Below are 17,703 nucleotides of genomic sequence, written 5' to 3'. Positions count from 1 at the left end.
CCTCAAAATCCGTAGAGCCGCGCCGGATTGTCGACCAGGATCTTCTTGCGCACATCGGCATCCGGTGCCCACACCGGAAGCTGGTTGAGCAGGCGGCCGTCGTCGATCTGGTGGAACGGCGCGATGTCCGTGGCCTTGCGGCCTTCGACCTGCGCCGAATCCGGATGCGGCCAGTCGGTGCCCCAGACGATGCGGTCCGGATTCGCAGCGATCAATGCGCGCGCATACGGCGCCATGTCCTGATAGTCGGGCGCGAGATGTGAGGAGCGATAGGCGCCGGAGATCTTCACATAGGCCTTGCCGGATTTGACGAGCGCGATGAGGTCGGCAAAGCCGGGCTGCGCGAGTCCGTGCGCAGCGTCGAGCCCACCAAAGTGGTCGAACACAGCGTGCACCGGTGAGGCCAGCACGAGATCCTTGATCGCCGAGATCATCGCCGGCGTGGTGTACAGCTGCACATGCCAGCCGCGGGCCGTCATGCGCTCGACCGCAGCGGTGAAGCGGGCGCGGCCGACATCGGGATTGTTGATGCCGTCGGTCGCCAGATTGATGCGGATGCCGCGAAAGCCGTCCGCATGCATCGCGTCGAGCTGGGCTTCCGTGGTGTTGTCGTCGATCACGGCCACGCCGCGCGCGGTGGGGCCGCGGGCCTTGATGCCGAACAGGCTGGCGGAATTGTCGGTTCCGTAGACGCTCGGCGTGACGATCACCACGCGCTCGATAAGCAGCGCCTTGTGCAGCGCCGCCATCTCTTCCGGACTCGCAGGTCCCGGCGTATAGACGCGCCCCGCGAAGAACGGAAACTGTTCGACATCGCCATGGATGTGCGTATGGCAATCGCAGGCATGCGCAGGCATGTCGAAATCGACCGGCGTCGCGGGTTGCGCGGCTCGCGCGTAGATCTTGTCGGTCATGGCTGCTCCGGCGTTGCGACAGGCGCCGAAAGATAGCATATCAGCCTGGCCGTCCCGCCACGTCACTGCATAGCTGCTCGACCAACTCCGCAACCGGCCGCGAACCGTCGACGCGGACGACCGGACGGGGCAGACCCGTAAGCCAGGCCTCATGTTTTGCGAGACTGCGGCCCTCGCGATCACCGGCTTCGTAGTGGCAGGCCCATTCGACGAAGTCTCCTCGCTCGACCCGAGGATTCGAAATTACTGCCCCGACGGCGTGCGCAGGCCGTGCCAGGCGTCGCGGACCTGATGGTAGTGCACCTCGGGCAAATAGTCCGGCGTGTTCAGGCTCAGCGTCTTGACGTCGAGATGGCCGACGGCGCTGAGCAGCGTGTAGGAGGCGATGACGCGGTCGCGCAGTGCGCCGATCAGGCGAGCCTTGGCCTGGATCAGGTCAGCCTGCGAGTTCAGCACGTCCACCGTGGTACGCTGTCCACCGGCGGCCTCGCGCTGCACGCCCTGGAGGGCCACCGTTGCGGCCTTCACCTCGGACTCCGAGGCGGACACCGCGATCTTGGCGCCCTCATTGGCGACCCATGCGCTGACAGCCGCGGTGCGCGCCTGGTTGCGCACCTGGTCGAGCACCAGGCGGCTCTGCGCCGTCACCTCCTTGGCCTGTCGCGTCTGTGAAGCGGCCTGGCCACCGTCATAGATGGGCGCGGTGACGTTGGCGACGATCGAGGCCTGGTCGGTGCCGAAGGTGCCGAGCGTCTGGTCGCTGTCGCGGCTGCGGCTGACGCTGCCCTGGAGGCTGGCGCTGGGCAGCAGCGCGCCTTCGGCCACGCGGATGTTGGTCGAGGCGACGTCGACGTCGAAGCTAGCCGCCATCACCGCCGGATGTTCGTGGATCGCCATCGCGATCGAATCCTCGCGGCTCTTCGGCAGATAGCGATCGACAACCTCGGCGGGCCGAAGTGCGGAGGGCGCATTGCCGATCACCTGCGAATAAGTCGCCTGGCTCACCGCGAGCGCGACCTCGGCGGCGTTCAGATCGGAAAGGCCTCGATTGAGGCGGGCCTCGGCCTGCGCGGTATCGGTCGGGGTGACGTCGCCGGCGTTGAGGCGGCGCTGGGTGATGGACAGCGTCTCGCGCAGGAAGGCGACGTTGGAGCGTTGCGCTTCAACCAGCGACTGGTTCGCCAACACGTTGGTGTAGGCGGTCACCGCGTCGAGCAGCACGCCCTGACCGACATTGCGCAGGGCTTCGCGGCCGGACTGCACCTGGAGTTCGGCAACCCGCACGCTGTTGGCGGTCCGGAAGCCGTTGAACAGCGTCTGCGACACCGTGACCCCGATGGTCCAGGGCTTCAGAGTTGCTGTCTGGATTGTGTTGTCAGGAAGCAGGTTGCGCACCGCCTGCAGGCCGGCGCTGAGGCTAGCCACGATCTGCGGCCGATAACCGGCCAGCGCCTGGGGCACGTTCTCGTCGGTGGCGCGCTGCCTTGCGCGCTCGGCATTGAGCTGTGGATTGGTCTGGTAGGCCTTGACCAGCGCTTCCGGCAGGGCCTCCGCACGGGCCGTCGCGGGCAGGCAGCAGAGCGCCAATGTCGTCCATGCCGCCAGGACAGGACCCACGCCCGATCGATGCCGCGTCATCACGCGACCAGCTCTGGCGGCACGCCCAATCATGTAATCCTGCAAAACCCTGGCTGTCCGCCCCCGCCGACGGCGGCTCTCTTAACTGTTTACCCAGCGGCGGTCCCGCAGGCAAACTGCCGCGGGGAAAACCTCCATGTATTCCGTGCTTGTTGCAGGTGCGTCACACACCCAACCCAGCCCAAATGCGCTATAGGGTCCCACAGTCCAATTCTGTCAGGTGCCTGTCATGCGGTCCGGACGCCACGGATGACGCCGACGTTCTTCTCCGATCCCGATGCGCTCGCCGAGGAGATCATTCGCGACGTCGGAACCGATCTGGTGGTCGGACTGCCGCTTGGCCTCGGCAAGGCCAATCATGTGGTCAACGCGCTCTATGCGCGAGCCTGCGCCGACTCTGACATCAAGCTGACATTGCTGTCGGCGCTGACACTGGAGAAACCAAGGCCGAAGGCCCTGATCGAACAGCGGTTCATCATGCCCGTGATCGACCGCCTGTTCGGCTCGTATCCCGATCTGGCCTATGCCGATGCGCTGCGCGAAAATCGGCTGCCGCCCAATATCAACGTCGTCGAATTCTTCTTTCTCGCCGGGCGCTGGCTGCACGTGCCGATCGCGCAGCAGAACTACATCTCGGCCAATTATACCCATGCGGCGGGCTATCTGCTGGCGCGCGGGATGAACGTGGTGACACAGTTGGTGGCCAAGCGCATCATCGACGGCGTGCCGCGCTACAGCCTGTCCTGCAACACCGACACGACGCTGGATGTGCTGCGCGAGCGCCGTGCCGGACGCGCGGCGTTCAAGCTGATCGCGCAGGTGAATTCCGAACTGCCGTTCATGCCGGGCGAGGGCGATCTCGCGGCCGACGAGTTCAGCGCCGTGCTGGACAGCGCAGCGACCGACTTTCCGCTGTTCGCGCCGCCCTCGGCGCCGATCTCGGATACCAAATATGCCGTTGGCCTCAACGCGGCGGCCCTCGTGCGTGACGGCGGCACGTTGCAGATCGGCATCGGGCAGGTCGGCGATGCGGTGGCGCAGGGCCTGATCCTGCGCCATCGCAACAGCACGGCGTTTCGCGAGATTGTCGCTCGGTTGTCTCCAACGCGACCAGCCGTCGCGCAGGAAGCCGGTGCTTTCGAGGCCGGCCTTTACGGCGTCAGCGAGATGGTCACGGAGGCGTTCATCGGCCTGATCGACGCCGGCATTCTCAAGCGCGCCATCGACGGCGTGGTGTTGCACGGCGCCTTCTTTCTCGGCCCCAAATCGTTCTATCGCGCGCTGCGCGAGATGCCGCCGGACCGGATCGCGGGGATCCGGATGATGCCTGTGTCGTTCACGAACGAGATCTACGGCGCGGAGGATGAGAAGCGGCGCGCCCGCGTCGATGCACGCTTCATCAATGTCACCATGATGGCGACGCTCCTGGGCGCGGCTGTGTCGGACGGACTTGACGACGGGCAGGTCGTGAGCGGTGTCGGCGGCCAGTACAATTTCGTGGCGCAGGCCTTTGCGCTTCGTGGGGCGCGATCGGTCCTGACCTTCGAAGCGACCCGGCAGACCGGCGGCGCGCCGCAATCCAATATCCTCTGGCATTACGGACACGAGACGATTCCGCGGCATCTGCGCGACGTCTTCGTCACCGAGTACGGCGTTGCCGATCTCAGGGGAAAATCGGACGCCGACGTGATCGCGGCCATGCTGGGGATTGCTGACTCGCGCTTCCAGGACGAGTTGGTGCGGATGGCTAAGGACGCCGGCAAATTGCCGCGCGGCTACGAGATCCCTGCGGCCCGGCGCGAAAATCATCCTGAGCGGATCGCGGCAGCGCTCAAGCCCGCACGCGAGGCCGGGCTGCTGCCGTCGTTTCCGTTCGGCTCTGATTTCACCGAGGTGGAGCAGCGCCTCATTCCGGCGCTGGAGATATTGCAAAACGCGCAACATTCATCGCGTGCGCTGGCGAGCCTGCTGTGGCTGGGGGTGAAGCGAAAGCCTGATACGGCCGATCAGGCCTGTCTCGCACGCGTCGGCCTCGATCGCCCCAAAACCTGGCCGGAGCGCTTCTATCGCGCGCTGGTCAGCGCGGCCCTCGAGCAGAGCCGCGCCTGATCTCGGTGTCGTCCCGGCCTTCGGCGCGACGACGGAGCTATCGGTTCTTGTTCACCGGCTTGCGCTTCTCGATGAACGCGGCCATGCCCTCGGAGCGGTCTTCCAGCGCGAAGGTCGCGTGGAATAGATTGCGCTCCACGCTCATGCCTTCGGCCAGCGTGGTCTCGAAGGCGCGGTTGACTGCTTCCTTGGCCATCGCCACCGCGGGCCGTGACATCGCCGCGATCTTCTCCGCGGCCGCCATGGTTTCGTCCATCAGCCTGTCGGCGGGTACGATGCGGCTGACGAGGCCCGAGCGCTCGGCTTCCGCCGCATCCATCATGCGACCGGTGAGGCAGAGATCCATCGCCTTGGATTTGCCGATCGCGCGGGTCAGGCGCTGGGTGCCGCCGATGCCGGGGATGGTACCGAGCGTGATCTCGGGCTGGCCGAACTTGGCGGTATCGGCGGCGATGATGAAATCACACATCATGGCGAGTTCGCAGCCGCCGCCGAGCGCGTAGCCCGCGACCGCCGCGATGGTCGGCTTCCGGCAGCGCGCGATGCGGTCGCCGCCGATCGCGGCGAAATCCTCGGAGAACATGTCGATGAAGCTCTTCGGCTGCATCTCCTTGATGTCGGCACCGGCGGCAAAGGCCTTTTCGCTGCCGGTCACGACGATGCAGCCGATCGCGTCATCGGCTTCGAGATCGTCGACGGCCGCGGCAATCTCGCGAAAGACGCCGAACGAGAGCGCGTTGAGCATCTTCGGCCGGTTCAGCTTGATGAGGCCGACCGCGCCCTGGCTTTCGACGATGATGTGTTCGAACGTGCTCATGCTCCACCCACGCGTTTGATTGGGCGGGCAATGTGCCCGCTGGCGCGGATGCCTTCAAGGGGCTGGAACGCGCGAGGTGAGCGCGTCCCGAGGACTCAGGCCATGAACATGCGCGCGGCGGAGGCCAGCGTCAGCAGCGTGCCGACGCCGATGAAGATCTTGCCGATCAGGGAGCTCTGATCCCAGGCCGAGCTCGGCTGGCTGCTCGCCATCACTGGCGCCGGGCGCGGCTGTGCGTCGGTTGCTGCGATCACCGTCTTTTGCGCCCCCGGGTTGTCCTGTTGCAGGGCTCGGTCGAGGTCGTTGAGCTGATCGGCGGCCACGACCTGGTTCTCGGCGCCAGCCGCAGCGGGACTATCGGCCGCCGCCTGCATATCGTCGTTGGCGCGGCCAGTCATCGCCGACGCCGCGGCCGCAGGCGTCGTGTCGGCCGCGGCGACCTGCGCGTTGGCATTGGCAACTTCCGGCGGCATCTGGTTCGACGGCGTGGCGTCGTTGGCGGCCTTGTTGTCTGCCTGTTTGTCTGTCTTGGCCTCGTCCGCAGGGGGCGTCGCGTCCGCGTTGTTGGTCTTGTCGTCGGATTTCTGCGCCGTCTTGCTGTCGGTGTGGCGGCGAGAGGCGTGGTGCCGGTGCTTGCTTGGCTTGGCCGCATCGGTCTGTTTGCTCGCCCCTTCCGGCTTTGAGCCTGTGGCAGAACTCGGCGCGGCCTGCACTGCCGCTCCGAACAGCAGCAATAGTCCGGCCAAAACGATCCATGCCGCGCGCCCGCTGGCTTTCATCATGTTGACGATCTCCCCAATTCGCCCGTCCCGGTACCGAACAGAGACCCCGCTGCATGACGACAGCGGGGCAAAATATGGGAATCTTCGGGCCACACCGGGCAAATCCGGGGCAAACCGGCCGGCCGCGGCGGCCTGCCGGATGCGGGAGGCTTCGATCGGTGTTATGAGCCCTGACGCAGCTTCTGCGGCTGCTTCGGGGCAGGATCCGGCTATGATCACGACTTCGTGATCGTGCGAGCCGGGGCGTAACAAATTGAAAAAGCGGCCGAATTGCAATGATGAGGGGCGCGCGTGCGCGGACGTGAGGACGAATGGACCGGCCTGATGCGGTCGGCCATGGCAGGCGATGATGCGGCGTATCATCGGCTGTTGAAGGCGGTCACGCCGGTGCTGCGCGCCGCCGCGAGGCGCGGCCTGGCCCGGGCCGGGCAGCCCCCTGACCAGGCTGAGGATATCGTGCAGGAGATTTTGTTGGCGGTGCATCTGAAGCGGCACACCTGGGACAGCGAAGCGCCCTTCGCGCCCTGGCTGTTCGCGATCGCGCGCAACAAGCTGATCGATGCGCTCAGGCGCCGCGGTCGGCGCATCTTCGTCAACATCGACGATTTCGCCGAGACGCTGCCCGGCGAAGCGCCACAGGAGACGGCCTCGACGGGGGAGATCACCACGCAGCTCAACACGCTGCCGCAGCGCCAGCGCGACGTGTTGCAGTCGATCGCGGTCGACAGCGCCTCGATCAAGGACACGGCGGCGAAATTTGCGATGAGCGAAGGTGCGGTGCGGGTCGCGCTGCATCGGGGGCTTGCGGCCCTGACCGCCAAACTACGGGACCGCTAGGCATGGACACCGATCAACTCATTCGCACGCTCGCGGCCGACAACGCCCGCCGCGCCCCGCGCGTGGGCGCCTTGCTGACCACGGGACTGCTGGTCGCGGCGCCCTTGTCGATCCTGATCTTCGCGACGTTCCTCGGCGTGCGCTCGGACGTGATGAGCGCCATTCACAACCCGTTCTTCGACATGAAGTTCGCGGTCACGCTGTCGCTCGCGATCCCCGCGATCATCATCAGCCTGCATCTGTCGCGGCCGGAAGCCTTGATGCGCGGCTGGGGCTGGCTCCTGCTGCTGCCTGTGGGATTGCTTGCAGTCGCGATCGGCAGCGAGGCGATGATGGCGCCGGCCATGCCGATGGCGATGCGTCTCGTCGGCAAGAACTCGCGGGCGTGCCTGTCGGCGATTCCCGCAATGTCGCTGCCCTTGCTGGCGGGCGCGTTGTTTGGCCTGCGCCACGGCGCGCCGTCGCGGCCTGCGCTGGCCGGCGCGCTGGCCGGCCTGTTGTCGGCCGGGCTCGCCGCCACCCTTTACGCCTCGCATTGCACGGACGACTCGCCGCTGTTCGTCGCGACCTGGTACACCATCGCGACCGCGCTGGTGACCGCGATCGGCGCGGTGGTCGGGTCGAAGGTCTTGCGGTATTAGGCCGCCGACGTCGTGCCCTGCATGCGGTGGAAGCGCAGCACCTGCTGGGCAGTGGAACTGCGCAGGCCCTCATAGGTGTCGCGCAGCGTCAGCATGTCGGCCTTCGGCCCGCCCGAGAGCTTTTCGCGCATGGCGATGATCGCGCGAACGCTCGCCCATTGCATACCGGCGACCTTGGCGAGGATCATCAGACCCTCGACCTGGCTCTCGATCATCATGTTCTCGGCGGTCTCGACCGGAACGTCGGCGAGCGCCGCGAGCCCGGCATTGGCCTCGTCGAACTTGCCCTGCTCGGCGAAGGTCGCGACCTGGATTTCGGTCAAACGGCCGTCGTCATGGAGCGATTTAACCAGCGCGCGTGCCATCTCGGTCTGCTTGGTCATGGCGGCGGCGCGGACCCGCTGCGCGGCCTCCTGGACCACGCTGGAGACTTCGTCCGCGAGTCCAGGATGGGCGGCCTCCAGCTTCCTGCGGACGCTCAGCGACGCCTTGGCGACCAGTTTCAGATAATGATGCCGCGGCAGGTCGGGCCGCAGGCCGATGCAGGCGGCAAGGTCGTCGTCGCGCTCGGCGCGGGTGACGAGATCGGTCAGGCTGCCCTCGGAGAGCCGCGCGCCCGGATTATTGACCGTCGACTGCACCACGTCTTGGTTGCCGCGCGTCACCAGCACGTCGGTCAGTGCTTCGGACAGCACTCGCCGCAGCGAGATCGCCTTGAGGTGGGCCTGGCTCTTGCGGCGCGCGATATCGATCAGGGTCGTTTCGTCCAGCCGCTCTGATTTCGACAGCACGGGACCTGCGACCTCGATGACGTCGTCGAGCGCAAGCGTACGGATGATCTGCGGCGGCGCGGCTGCGACCGGGGCGAGGCGGTCGGCGAGCAGCGCCCTCGCCGAGGTCTCGATCTGCTCGATCAGGCATTGGAAGACGTCGTCGAACACCCGGACATGGTCCTCGGTATAATCCGCCACGTTGTTGAGGAAGAGATCGGTGACCCGGCGCAGCGTCTCGACCCGTCGGGCTACGGTGCCGTGCGCGAGCGCCGACTGCAATTCGTCGAGGATGTTTTCTGATGATTTGACGGATTTGGATGTCATGGCCCTGTCCTGGAGCGTTCGGTCCGGCGCGTTCATGCCCGCCGGCAAAAAATGGATTGGTCAGCTCGTGGCAATGCGGTTGCGCCCCTGAGCCTTGGCGGAATAGAGCGCGCTGTCGGCGCGCGCGAGAAATGTGTCGGCAGTATCATTGTCGCGCAGCGTCACGACGCCGGCGGAAATCGTCACGCGCATGCCGGGCGAGAATGCGCTCCAGTCGAGATCGGCGACGATGCCGCGCAGCCGGTCGAGCATGTGCGATGCGGCGTTGCTCTCGGTGCCCGGCAGCAGGAGCAGAAACTCCTCGCCGCCATAACGACCGAAACGGTCGCCGGGGCGGATGTTGGCGAACATGGTGATGGCGAAGGTCCGCAGCACCTCGTCGCCGATGGGATGGCCGTGGGCGTCGTTGATGCGCTTGAACCAGTCGAGATCGATCAGCGCGATGGCGCATGGCGCGGCGGCCTGCCGCGAGTTCTCGATCTCAGCATCGAGAAGCCGCATGATGCTGCGGCGGTTATAGGAGCCGGTCAGCTCGTCGAGCTCGGCGAGCTCCTCGATGCGCCGATAGGCCGCCTTCAGCTCGATGCTGCGCCGATACAGGATCTTGCGGAGCGTGGCGCCGAACAGGCCGAGGAAGGCGCACTGGCCGATCACCAGCACGAAGCACAGCATCGACGCGATCCGTTCGAGCCGGGTCGCAACCGGCATGCCGATCGGCAGATCGGAGCCGAGGAACACGGCCGCAAGCGCGACCGTCGCGATTGCCCATGTCAGCATCGCCTGGGCCGGGGTCATGCGCAGCGTGCCGAAGGCGAAGATCAGGAACAGCACGCTGATGAAGGCGATCCCGATCGTCGGCACCGACACCAGGAAAATGAATTGCAGCGCCATGTGCGCCGAGATCTGGAAGACCGTGAGATAATGGTCGTCGCGCTTCTCGCCGACGCCGGCCTCCGACATCACGGTGAAGATGCCGATGATCAGGAGGCCGCCGACCCAGAACAGCGATGGAACGTTGATGTGGATGGCGCCGTCATAGGCATAGAGCAGCAGCACGGCGGCGCCGAGCGAATAGCTCACGGCCTGGCCGATATACATCTGGCGGCGCTGGCGGGCCCGGCGCGCCAGCACTGCGGGTGCGGCCGCCTCGGGCGCGAGGACGATATCCGCGACCTCTGCGGCACTCCTCTCCGGAAAGGACGTCGCGGCCGTGCTCATGGTCCTCGCCAAAGGGTGGATGTCAGCCTAAAAAATCTACGTGGCAAGCCTTTAGGTTTGGTATCCTTTTGCACCGAATCCCGGAGGCGCCGCGCGGAGAAGGGTCTTGTGGCAGCGCGGGATTCGGCGGTCATTAGGGCATCCCCAGGCGATATCGCCGGACCAAATCCGGCGCCGCGCGACAAATGGTTCACATGGCCGTGACGCATCGGCGCGATCGAGCCGTCCGCCTCGGCCACGGTGAGTCCGCAACAGAGTATTTCCGTATTATGTTACCGTCCTCGAGCCCCAAGACCGACCGCCTCCGGTACGACGAGAAAATCGCGCGCATGTGCGGTAGATCACACAGTTCCCGGCATGACTTGGATAGGTTGGAGAATTTCGCGCCTCCCGTCGAACCGTCCCCCGCCTCGACTCGACCAATCTTGCGAGACCGGCTTTGAGCGTGACACAGGCGGCTACGGACGAGGTCCTGATCGCCAGGATCGCCCAGGGTGACCGGCTCGCCATGCAGGTGCTGTACGGGCGGCACCATGTCAGGGTTTACAGGTTCGGGCTGAGGCTCGTGCGGGACGAGCAGACGGCGGAAGACCTCATCAGCGAGGTTTTTCTGGATGTCTGGCGTCAAGCCGGCAAATTCGAGGGCCGATCCGCCGTTTCCACCTGGCTGCTGGCAATCACCCGATTCAAGGCCCTCTCTGCGCTTCGCCGCCGAAAGGATTTTGAATTGGACGACGAGGCCGCCAATGCGATCGAGGATTCATCCGACAATCCAGAAACGGCGGTTCAGAAGAAAGATACCAGTGAAGCGTTGCGGGAGTGTCTGACGGGCCTCTCGCCGGACCATCGGGAAATCGTCGACCTCGTCTATTACCACGAGAAATCGGTGGAAGAGGTGGCCGAGATCGTCGGCATCCCGGAGAACACGGTAAAGACGCGCCTCTTCTATGCGCGCAAGAAATTGGCCGAACTGCTGCAGGCAGCCGGCATTGAGCGAGGCTGGCCATGATGGCTTTGAGCAAGAAGATGCTGGAGCGAGAGCCCGGGGAGATCGAGTTGCTGCTGCCGTGGTACGCCGCCGGAACGCTGAACCCGCGCGACACCCGACGCGTCGAGGAAGCGCTTGCCGGCGATCCGGAGCTCGCAAAGCAATATGCGGCGATCCGCGGCGAATACGAAGAGACCATCCACCTGAATGAGAGCCTGGGTGCTCCGTCGGCGCGCGCGATGCAGAAGCTGTTCGCCGCAATCGACGCTGAGCCCGCGCGGGCGACCCGTTCGTTGCCGCTCCCGGCGCGTATCGCCACGTTCTTCGCGAGCCTGTCGCCGCGCACGCTGGCCTGGTCCGCGACCCTTGGCGCGATCGCGCTGCTGCTCCAGGCCGGCATCATCGGCGCTGTCTTGATGCAGACCCAGCCCGCGACCTTCCAGACTGCTTCGCTCTCGACCGGTGCGCCGGTCATGCGCGAGCTCGGGGCGGCTACACCTTCGCGGGCGCTGGTGCGCTTCACGCCGGAGGCGCGCGTCGCCGACATCACCGCGCTGCTCGACAATTACCAGGCCTCGATCATCGGCGATGCCAAAGGCGGCATGTTCCGCCTCCAGTTCGACAAGGCGATGAGCCAGGACGAGCTCACTGCGTTGCTCGCCAGAATGCAGCGCGAGAAGTTCGTCAATCTCGCCGTCGCGGCGCCTTAAGGCCGCCCCTGCAGCGATGACGCGCAAGTCCCAGAGCCTGTTGCGAACCGGGGCCTATGCTTCGTCGCTCGGGGCCGCGCTCCTGCTTGCCTGTCCCGGTCTCGAGGTCGCCCACGCCCAGGCGATCATGCGCACGCCGACGATCAGCATTCCCACGCGTACGCCCACGATCTCACCGGGCGTCGCGGCGCGTGTCGTGGGAGGCGATCACGGTCCGCATGTGACGCCGCACGTGACGCCCACGGTTCATAGCATCGCGCGGATCGCCCCGAATTCCGTCAACCCCGTGCTGCCCTACGCGCGCTACTCGCCAAATCTCTATCCCGCCTGCTCTAACGCCTCGCGCGATGCCGATGGCGAGTGCCTCGGCCAGCCGAATGGCGGCGGCGGCGGCTCCGGCAAGTCGGCCAAAAAGAGCGCCCGCAAGGGACGTGGCAACGCGACGCCGGTTGCCATGACCTCGCGCAGTTTCGCCAATGAATTCGTGGCCGAGATCGATGGCGCGCTGTCGCCGACCGAAGCCGACGAGCTTGCGCGACGCCACGGCTTGATCCGCATCTCTTCGGAGAATTTCCCGCTGATCGGGGCTACGGTCGGCCTGTTTCGCATCAGCGACGGCAGGCCGTACGAGACGGCGCGCCGCGAGTTCGCCGCCGATGGCAGCGTACGCTCGCTGCAGCCGAACTTCCGCTATTTGCTGCAGGACGAGAAGCCGGCGGTGCCGACCGAAGGCGATCCGGCGCAATACGCGCTCTCGAAGCTGCGGCTGCCGCAGGCGCACACGCTGGTGCACGGCGCCAACGTGACGGTTGCAGTGATCGATTCCGGGATCGACGCAAAACATCCCGAGCTCGCCAATTCCATTGCCGACGTCTTCGACGCGCTCGGCAGTGGCGAGGGCGCCCATATCCATGGCACCGGCATTGCCGGTGCGATCGTGGCCCATGCCAAGCTGATGGGCAGCGCGCCGGAAGCGCGCATCATCGCCATCAGGGCGTTCGGCGGCACTATCGGCGGTGCCGAGAGCTCGTCCTACATCATCCTGCGGTCGCTCAATTATGCCGCGGAGCACGGCGCCCAGATCGTCAATATGAGCTTTGCCGGTCCCAAGGACGCGGTCATCGAGCGCGCGATCGCGGCGAGTGCCGAGCGCGGCCTGGTGCTGATCGCGGCGGCCGGCAATGCCGGCGCCAAATCGCCGCCGCTCTATCCCGCGGCCAATCCCAACGTGATCGCAGTGAGCGCAACCGATCGGCAGGACAAGTTGTTCACCGCGTCGAACCGCGGCAACTACGTCGCGCTGGCCGCGCCGGGCGTCGACATCTTCCTGCCGGCGCCCGACGGCAAATATCAGATCACGTCGGGTACCTCCTTCTCGGCCGCCTACGTCTCCGGCGTCGCGGCATTGCTGCTCGAGCGCAACTACGCGCTCAAGCCGGAAGCGCTGCGCATGACGCTGGCCAAGACCGCGCGCGACCTCGGTTCACCCGGGCGTGATGATCTCTATGGCGACGGCGAGCCCGATGCGTTTGCTGCGGTGATGGCCATTCCGGTCGACGGCACGACGCCGGTCGCCGCCGCGTCCGCTACAACTAAACGTGAAGATGCCGAGAAGCGTCGCGAGGACCCCGGCATCCGCGCCCTCGAGCAGCGGCCCTCGTTGTCGAATTCCGGCGATAAATCCACGATTTTTCAGGCGGATAGGCCGCCAACGCAGTAACGGCCGCGACAACATTGCGCGTCGGCCCAGGGTCGAAAAATCGAACGCCGCATTGAACGTTCAGCGTGCTGCCACGACCAAATTATGTGGGAGCGGTCATCCCTCCCCATCAGTCATATCAGGCGCGAGCGCCCATCCACCCCAAGCGCCCATATGGCTCGACCCGTCCGGTTGTCCCCCCGGACGGGTCTTTTCATTTCTCTATCCTCTTGATTTCGTTGGCGTCAGCTTCTTCTTGTGTCACTTTTGTGCCAGAAAATAGCTGGTCGGTGATCCGCGGATCGCGCAGCGCATGCGCGTAAGTCTTCATAAACGTGCCGATATCAGCCCAGCCGCCGAGGTCCGATGCAGTCTTCGGATCGACGCCGTCGCGCAGCATCTTTGTTGCGAAGCCGTGCCGGCAGGAATGGAAGGTCAGCCGCTCAAATCCCTTAACCTTCTCAGCAGTCGACGCGACGTCCTCGTCCCACCAGCGGCGCAGCGTTGTCTCGGCCCTGTGAAACGGCTTCTTGTCGCGGGGCAGGTTGGCGAAGGCGATCAGCATCGGCATCGGCATGTTCGGCCGGCGCTGCTGCTTGATCTTGGTATCGCGGATGAGGACGGTCCTGTTCGGAAAGTCGAAGTCTTCCCACTCCAGACGCTTCGCCTCGCCAAACCGGCAGGCGGTCGACCACATGCACAGCGCCAGGGCCTTGATCACCGGCCGCGCGTGCTGGGCAAAAGTCTCGATCCACTCCAGGGTGATCGGCTTTTTGATCTCGGCCTCGAACTTGAAGCGCTTGATCCGAATGGGCGCGCACAGCTCGAGCTCGGCACAATGGTTAATGACAGCCTGCGTTGGCGTGATCACCTGGCGATTGCGCGTGGCACCGCCGGCGTCCGGATAGATGTCGATCGCGCTCTGTCGGATCGCGCCGGCGGTCATGTCCTTGACCTTGGTGTCTTTCCAATGGTCTTCGATCTTGTCGAGATACTTTTCCGGCTTCCCGGCGGCGAGATAATGCGCGACGGCCTGCGGGAAGGTCAGGCCTTCTTTCTCGGCATCGGGACTACGTTGATGTCTTGCGTGCGCGATACCGGCCGCGATTTTTGCAGCTTCGCTGCGTTCCGTTGCGCCAGTCGAGCCGCGTAGTCGATCCCCATTGATTGTCCCGCGGTAGTGCCAGACCTTGCCGCGGCGGTAGAGCTTGAGGGAATTGATGGACATGGCTTCGTCGCCTTCAAAATGGTTTCGATGTCTTCGGGCATGAGAGCCATACGATTGCCCAAAATCCGGCACGCGCCAAGCTTCTTGGCCAGGCGGCGCAGTCGTTTCGGGGCCCATCCCATCTGCTTGGCGAAGTCCTCCGGAGAGACAGCGTCAATCATGGTCATGTCGGACCTCACAAAATCCAAAGCGCGATCGCAATGACGCTTGCGCCGACGGCGATCAGCACGATCGTTGGGCGATAGGCCTTGCCGAGGAGCGCCATTACGCGGACTCCTTTGCCTTGTCGGCCTCGGCTGCCGTGACCTTATGCCTGCGATCAAGCGCGGCCTTCAGCGTCGTCTGATGTTCGCGCGGGATTTTCGTCCACAGGCTAGCGAGTGCGACCGTGCCTTGCTTCGCGGCCTCGCCGAGCTCGACGTCCCACTCGGCGGCGGTTTTGTCGTCAGCCGCCCCGGAAATGCCGGGGCTGGAGGGCTTCTCCGGAGCGGCTGACCTCGCCGTTTGCTCAGGCGGCGAAACTGGTGATCCCGCTGCCCACCGTGCGAAGGCCTCGCCCATTTGCTCGTTGAGCGCCTGGCCTTCGCGGATGTAGGGCGCGAGGTAATTCGGAAGCTTGATGATGAAATCCTCGCCGATCTTGTCCGATTTCCAGACCGGGACGCCGTCGGCACGCGGCGGCAGGATGCAGGTCAGATCCAGAGTGTGCACGATCTCGAGCGGCGCGACCGGCTGCCAGCCGATGTTGATCACCTTCTTGCCTTCCTGCTTCGTCTTCTCTCGCGCGCGGAAGGTAAAGATCAGCGGCACCTTGACCTTGAGAAGCCCGGTGATCAGAGCTTTGCGGGCGGCGGCAGGCTTCGCCCAGGCCGCCCACTCGTTGCCGCCCATCTTCGGCACCATCTCGTCGTGCCACGCCAGGTACTGGTCGTGCTCATCGCTCATCGAGTCCACGATGATGGCGGCCGGGTTCGCCGGCAATTGCGCGCGGATCGCCTCAAGGAAATCATTCGATCGGCCATTCGTGAGCTCGACGATGTTGAAGGGGATCAGGTCATTGTACTTGCGCGACCGACCGCCCTCTGTGTCGATCACATGGATATCGCCGCCGCGGACCTTCTGAATGCCGCGGGCTATCTTCAGCGAGCTCAGGGTTTTGCCGCCGCCTGGCGGGCCAATTACCCCAAGCAGAAGCGGCTCCTCGGAGCGGATAGCGGGTTGCGCTTGGAAACGAGCGGGCGCGTTCATGTTCAGCCTGCAAAAATGAGTGACGGATCGTTTTCGGATGCTTCCTCGATCTCCCGGCCGAGCCACGAGCTTTCGGCCCAGGTCGGGAGCTCTGCACGGTTGATCCGGTTCGGATAGCCGGGCCATGTCTTGCGGCGCATGCAGAAGGCCCAGGTGCGCACCGCGTAGTCGACCTGCTTGCGGCCGATCGTCAGCGCGGACTCGCTGATCTGATTGACAGTCAGCGCGTAGGGCTCTTCGTTCTCCTGTGCGACATAGAAGAACTTGCGGCGTCCGGCGCCCTTCGGATCGATAGCGTCGAGGATCCGCTCATGGAAGGCGGCCTGGATATGCCAGCCGGCATCGGCCATGCGGCGAGGGGTGGCGTAGGGCGAGGCCGAGACGCCGCCCGATTTGTAATCCCAGACCTCGCGCAGGTCCGGCGTGATCCAATCGATCATGGAGCGCAACCAAATCCCGTCCTCGCAGTTGGCAATCACGACCTCGGCGTCGCCGTGAGTGAAGGCGTTCTGACAGCCATGGATGGCGGTTAGCTGCTCGGTGCCGGCGTCCACCATCTTGCCGGCGGCGTCGAAGTGCTTGCGCAGGATCGGCTCGCGGCCATGGAGGATAGCGTCGGCCTTGAACTCCTGCGCTTCCTTCTTCCGCCAGTCCTTGAACTCGCCGACGGCGAGCTCCTTGCCGCGGTTGAGCATGAGCGCGTGGGCGGCGTTGCCGATCGCCTTCGCCTTGTCGTAGCTCTCGCCGTCGTCCTCATCGGCAGGCCTCACATTCAGCCGCGGGTGCGCCTGATAAGCGTGTAACGGGCTCTGCTCGATGAGGACTTTCGCGAGTGACTGCGTGAACGAGGGGGCTGGGGTGGGGTCATCGAAATACGCAGCCGTCGGGAAATCACGGTAGATGCCGGGTTGGGTGATGATCATGCTGCCTCGTGGCATTTGATGGCGTTGGCGCGGTCGGCGAGCCGTTTCTCGGTCGCATCTTGCCGCTGGTAGAATTCCGCGCGCTGGGTCTCGTATCGGAGCACGCGGCAGACGTTGCAATAAACCCGGGGCCGCTTGCCTTTCCGCTCAAATCTGAACGGCCGCTTGCACTCGCCGCAGGTCGCGGTCTCGATCTTCCTCATGGCACCGGCGTCGCCATGATGATGATCCAGGCCGCCGCGCCTGCCAGCGCGATTGACACGCACACGGCCTCGACGAGCACGGGGATGGCGATCTGAGCTATTTCGACCGGATCAGGCTTGCGCATTTGTCGGCTCCCTGGTGAGGCTCTTGAGCACCTTGCCGTAGGCCTCCGCAGTCGCATCACAGACGGCGGCAGATGCGACGGTGCGGCCGTACTGCTCGATCAGATCGGCGGCCTGCTGAAGGTCCGGCAGGCATTTGACGATGACGGCGACTTCGAGCGCCGTGGTCATCTTGGGGTCGAGGCGGCTGTTCATGCGCGCACCTGCTCGCGCAGATCGCGGCGGTGGTCGTTCAGGTACTCGACGCGCGCAGTGGGATCGAAGGAATGGACGAGCACCGGATCGATCGCGGCGGCGACGATCTCGTCGGTGACGTCAGCCACGCGCCCGTTCGGGTACTCGTCGCAGGGCTCGACGACCTCGATGATTTTGAGCGGGTCAATCTCGCCCGACCGGATCAGGCCGATAATTTCGTCGCGGCTGTTGAGATCGCGATCGGTCTCGCGGAAGGCCGGCCCGAGCCGGCGATGATTGACCTCGGCGAAGTAGAGAGCATTGGGCATGGGGTTCGCTCCGTTGAGGAGCAAA

The 17,703-nt window shown here is 65.1% G+C and carries 19 protein-coding genes; 6 read left to right on the top strand and 13 right to left on the bottom strand.

The genetic code is table 11. The features are described 5' to 3' along the window. Nucleotides 1-2: 2 nt before the first annotated feature. A complete protein-coding gene (locus ACVWZ4_RS00205) occupies nt 3-953 on the bottom strand; it encodes an amidohydrolase family protein (protein ID WP_456742171.1) in 951 nt (316 codons plus the stop codon). Nucleotides 954-1,157: 204 nt separating this feature from the next. Further along, the gene (locus tag ACVWZ4_RS00200; RefSeq protein ID WP_456702580.1) at nt 1,158-2,585 is read right to left on the bottom strand and encodes a TolC family outer membrane protein; all 1,428 of its coding nucleotides are present in this window, start codon (nt 2,583-2,585) and stop codon (nt 1,158-1,160) included. A 216-nt stretch (nt 2,586-2,801) separates the two neighbouring features. On the opposite strand from ACVWZ4_RS00200, the gene ACVWZ4_RS00195 reads away from it, so the two are divergent. Beyond that, the gene (locus ACVWZ4_RS00195) at nt 2,802-4,661 is read left to right on the top strand and encodes an acetyl-CoA hydrolase/transferase C-terminal domain-containing protein (protein ID WP_456739593.1); all 1,860 of its coding nucleotides are present in this window, start codon (nt 2,802-2,804) and stop codon (nt 4,659-4,661) included. Between the two features lie 37 nt (nt 4,662-4,698). Here ACVWZ4_RS00195 and ACVWZ4_RS00190 read toward each other — a convergent pair whose 3' ends face one another. Further along, entirely contained in the window at nt 4,699-5,478 is a 780-nt protein-coding gene (locus ACVWZ4_RS00190) for an enoyl-CoA hydratase (RefSeq protein WP_456702582.1), read from the bottom strand. Between the two features lie 95 nt (nt 5,479-5,573). Next, a complete protein-coding gene (locus ACVWZ4_RS00185) occupies nt 5,574-6,260 on the bottom strand; it encodes a hypothetical protein (RefSeq protein WP_456739592.1) in 687 nt (228 codons plus the stop codon). 291 nt (nt 6,261-6,551) lie between these two features. Between ACVWZ4_RS00185 and ACVWZ4_RS00180 the strand changes: the two genes are divergently transcribed. Beyond that, the gene (locus tag ACVWZ4_RS00180; RefSeq protein ID WP_456702583.1) at nt 6,552-7,097 is read left to right on the top strand and encodes a sigma-70 family RNA polymerase sigma factor; all 546 of its coding nucleotides are present in this window, start codon (nt 6,552-6,554) and stop codon (nt 7,095-7,097) included. Nucleotides 7,098-7,099: 2 nt separating this feature from the next. Continuing rightward, nucleotides 7,100-7,738 carry an NrsF family protein gene (locus tag ACVWZ4_RS00175; RefSeq protein WP_456739591.1) on the top strand — a complete coding sequence of 213 codons (639 nt, stop codon included), beginning with the start codon at nt 7,100-7,102 and terminating at the stop codon, nt 7,736-7,738. Here the strand turns inward: ACVWZ4_RS00175 and ACVWZ4_RS00170 are convergent. After that, nucleotides 7,735-8,835: a DUF2336 domain-containing protein gene (locus ACVWZ4_RS00170; protein ID WP_456734536.1), complete on the bottom strand. Its 1,101-nt coding sequence runs from the start codon at nt 8,833-8,835 to the stop codon at nt 7,735-7,737. The two genes, ACVWZ4_RS00175 and ACVWZ4_RS00170, sit on opposite strands and share 4 nt — an antisense overlap. 60 nt (nt 8,836-8,895) lie before the next feature. Next, nucleotides 8,896-10,053, bottom strand: coding sequence for a GGDEF domain-containing protein (locus ACVWZ4_RS00165; RefSeq protein ID WP_456702586.1), 1,158 nt, complete (start codon nt 10,051-10,053; stop codon nt 8,896-8,898). Nucleotides 10,054-10,492: 439 nt separating this feature from the next. Here ACVWZ4_RS00165 and ACVWZ4_RS00160 point away from each other — a divergent pair, with 439 nt between their 5' ends. The 3 genes from ACVWZ4_RS00160 to ACVWZ4_RS00150 are packed head-to-tail and all read left to right on the top strand — an operon-like array spanning nt 10,493 to nt 13,471. Continuing rightward, nucleotides 10,493-11,062: a sigma-70 family RNA polymerase sigma factor gene (locus ACVWZ4_RS00160; RefSeq protein ID WP_456739590.1), complete on the top strand. Its 570-nt coding sequence runs from the start codon at nt 10,493-10,495 to the stop codon at nt 11,060-11,062. Continuing rightward, nucleotides 11,059-11,751 (top strand): hypothetical protein, encoded by a 693-nt coding sequence (locus ACVWZ4_RS00155; protein ID WP_456702588.1) that lies wholly within the window; start codon nt 11,059-11,061, stop codon nt 11,749-11,751. Before ACVWZ4_RS00160 ends, ACVWZ4_RS00155 begins: the two co-directional genes overlap by 4 nt. Before the next feature lie 16 nt (nt 11,752-11,767). Next, on the top strand, nt 11,768-13,471 hold the full coding sequence (locus ACVWZ4_RS00150) for a S8 family serine peptidase (RefSeq protein WP_456739589.1): 1,704 nt from the start codon (nt 11,768-11,770) through the stop codon (nt 13,469-13,471). 193 nt (nt 13,472-13,664) lie between these two features. Here the strand turns inward: ACVWZ4_RS00150 and ACVWZ4_RS00145 are convergent, their stop codons facing one another. From ACVWZ4_RS00145 to ACVWZ4_RS00115, 7 genes are all read right to left on the bottom strand, one after another. After that, a complete protein-coding gene (locus ACVWZ4_RS00145; protein WP_456789939.1) occupies nt 13,665-14,750 on the bottom strand; it encodes a tyrosine-type recombinase/integrase in 1,086 nt (361 codons plus the stop codon). 192 nt (nt 14,751-14,942) lie between these two features. Further along, the gene (locus ACVWZ4_RS00140; RefSeq protein ID WP_456789938.1) at nt 14,943-15,926 is read right to left on the bottom strand and encodes an AAA family ATPase; all 984 of its coding nucleotides are present in this window, start codon (nt 15,924-15,926) and stop codon (nt 14,943-14,945) included. A 2-nt stretch (nt 15,927-15,928) separates the two neighbouring features. Continuing rightward, a complete protein-coding gene (locus tag ACVWZ4_RS00135) occupies nt 15,929-16,849 on the bottom strand; it encodes a PD-(D/E)XK nuclease-like domain-containing protein (protein WP_456789937.1) in 921 nt (306 codons plus the stop codon). Continuing rightward, nucleotides 16,846-17,052: a hypothetical protein gene (locus tag ACVWZ4_RS00130; RefSeq protein WP_456789936.1), complete on the bottom strand. Its 207-nt coding sequence runs from the start codon at nt 17,050-17,052 to the stop codon at nt 16,846-16,848. Before ACVWZ4_RS00130 ends, ACVWZ4_RS00135 begins: the two co-directional genes overlap by 4 nt. Continuing rightward, the gene (locus tag ACVWZ4_RS00125; protein WP_456789935.1) at nt 17,049-17,177 is read right to left on the bottom strand and encodes a hypothetical protein; all 129 of its coding nucleotides are present in this window, start codon (nt 17,175-17,177) and stop codon (nt 17,049-17,051) included. The genes ACVWZ4_RS00130 and ACVWZ4_RS00125 overlap by 4 nt, the downstream gene beginning before the upstream one ends. Beyond that, nucleotides 17,164-17,370 carry a hypothetical protein gene (locus ACVWZ4_RS00120; RefSeq protein WP_456789934.1) on the bottom strand — a complete coding sequence of 69 codons (207 nt, stop codon included), beginning with the start codon at nt 17,368-17,370 and terminating at the stop codon, nt 17,164-17,166. The genes ACVWZ4_RS00125 and ACVWZ4_RS00120 overlap by 14 nt, the downstream gene beginning before the upstream one ends. Then, nucleotides 17,367-17,702 carry a hypothetical protein gene (locus ACVWZ4_RS00115; protein WP_456789933.1) on the bottom strand — a complete coding sequence of 112 codons (336 nt, stop codon included), beginning with the start codon at nt 17,700-17,702 and terminating at the stop codon, nt 17,367-17,369. The genes ACVWZ4_RS00120 and ACVWZ4_RS00115 overlap by 4 nt, the downstream gene beginning before the upstream one ends. Between the last annotated feature and the right edge of the window lies 1 nt (nt 17,703).

The sequence above is a fragment of the Bradyrhizobium sp. USDA 4472 genome, assembly GCF_054058595.1.
Note: the sequence above shows the minus strand (reverse complement) of the source record. Positions and strands in the feature narration are given on the sequence as shown.

Coding starts and splice junctions, on each gene's coding strand:
- ACVWZ4_RS00205 (WP_456742171.1), bottom strand. CDS start 953: ATGCTATCTTTCGGCGCCTGTCGCAACGCCGGAGCAGCCATGACCGAC.
- ACVWZ4_RS00200 (WP_456702580.1), bottom strand. CDS start 2,585: ATGATTGGGCGTGCCGCCAGAGCTGGTCGCGTGATGACGCGGCATCGA.
- ACVWZ4_RS00195 (WP_456739593.1), top strand. CDS start 2,802: ATGACGCCGACGTTCTTCTCCGATCCCGATGCGCTCGCCGAGGAGATC.
- ACVWZ4_RS00190 (WP_456702582.1), bottom strand. CDS start 5,478: ATGAGCACGTTCGAACACATCATCGTCGAAAGCCAGGGCGCGGTCGGC.
- ACVWZ4_RS00185 (WP_456739592.1), bottom strand. CDS start 6,260: ATGATGAAAGCCAGCGGGCGCGCGGCATGGATCGTTTTGGCCGGACTA.
- ACVWZ4_RS00175 (WP_456739591.1), top strand. CDS start 7,100: ATGGACACCGATCAACTCATTCGCACGCTCGCGGCCGACAACGCCCGC.
- ACVWZ4_RS00170 (WP_456734536.1), bottom strand. CDS start 8,835: ATGACATCCAAATCCGTCAAATCATCAGAAAACATCCTCGACGAATTG.
- ACVWZ4_RS00165 (WP_456702586.1), bottom strand. CDS start 10,053: ATGAGCACGGCCGCGACGTCCTTTCCGGAGAGGAGTGCCGCAGAGGTC.
- ACVWZ4_RS00155 (WP_456702588.1), top strand. CDS start 11,059: ATGATGGCTTTGAGCAAGAAGATGCTGGAGCGAGAGCCCGGGGAGATC.
- ACVWZ4_RS00150 (WP_456739589.1), top strand. CDS start 11,768: ATGACGCGCAAGTCCCAGAGCCTGTTGCGAACCGGGGCCTATGCTTCG.
- ACVWZ4_RS00140 (WP_456789938.1), bottom strand. CDS start 15,926: ATGAACGCGCCCGCTCGTTTCCAAGCGCAACCCGCTATCCGCTCCGAG.
- ACVWZ4_RS00135 (WP_456789937.1), bottom strand. CDS start 16,849: ATGATCATCACCCAACCCGGCATCTACCGTGATTTCCCGACGGCTGCG.
- ACVWZ4_RS00130 (WP_456789936.1), bottom strand. CDS start 17,052: ATGAGGAAGATCGAGACCGCGACCTGCGGCGAGTGCAAGCGGCCGTTC.
- ACVWZ4_RS00125 (WP_456789935.1), bottom strand. CDS start 17,177: ATGCGCAAGCCTGATCCGGTCGAAATAGCTCAGATCGCCATCCCCGTG.
- ACVWZ4_RS00120 (WP_456789934.1), bottom strand. CDS start 17,370: ATGAACAGCCGCCTCGACCCCAAGATGACCACGGCGCTCGAAGTCGCC.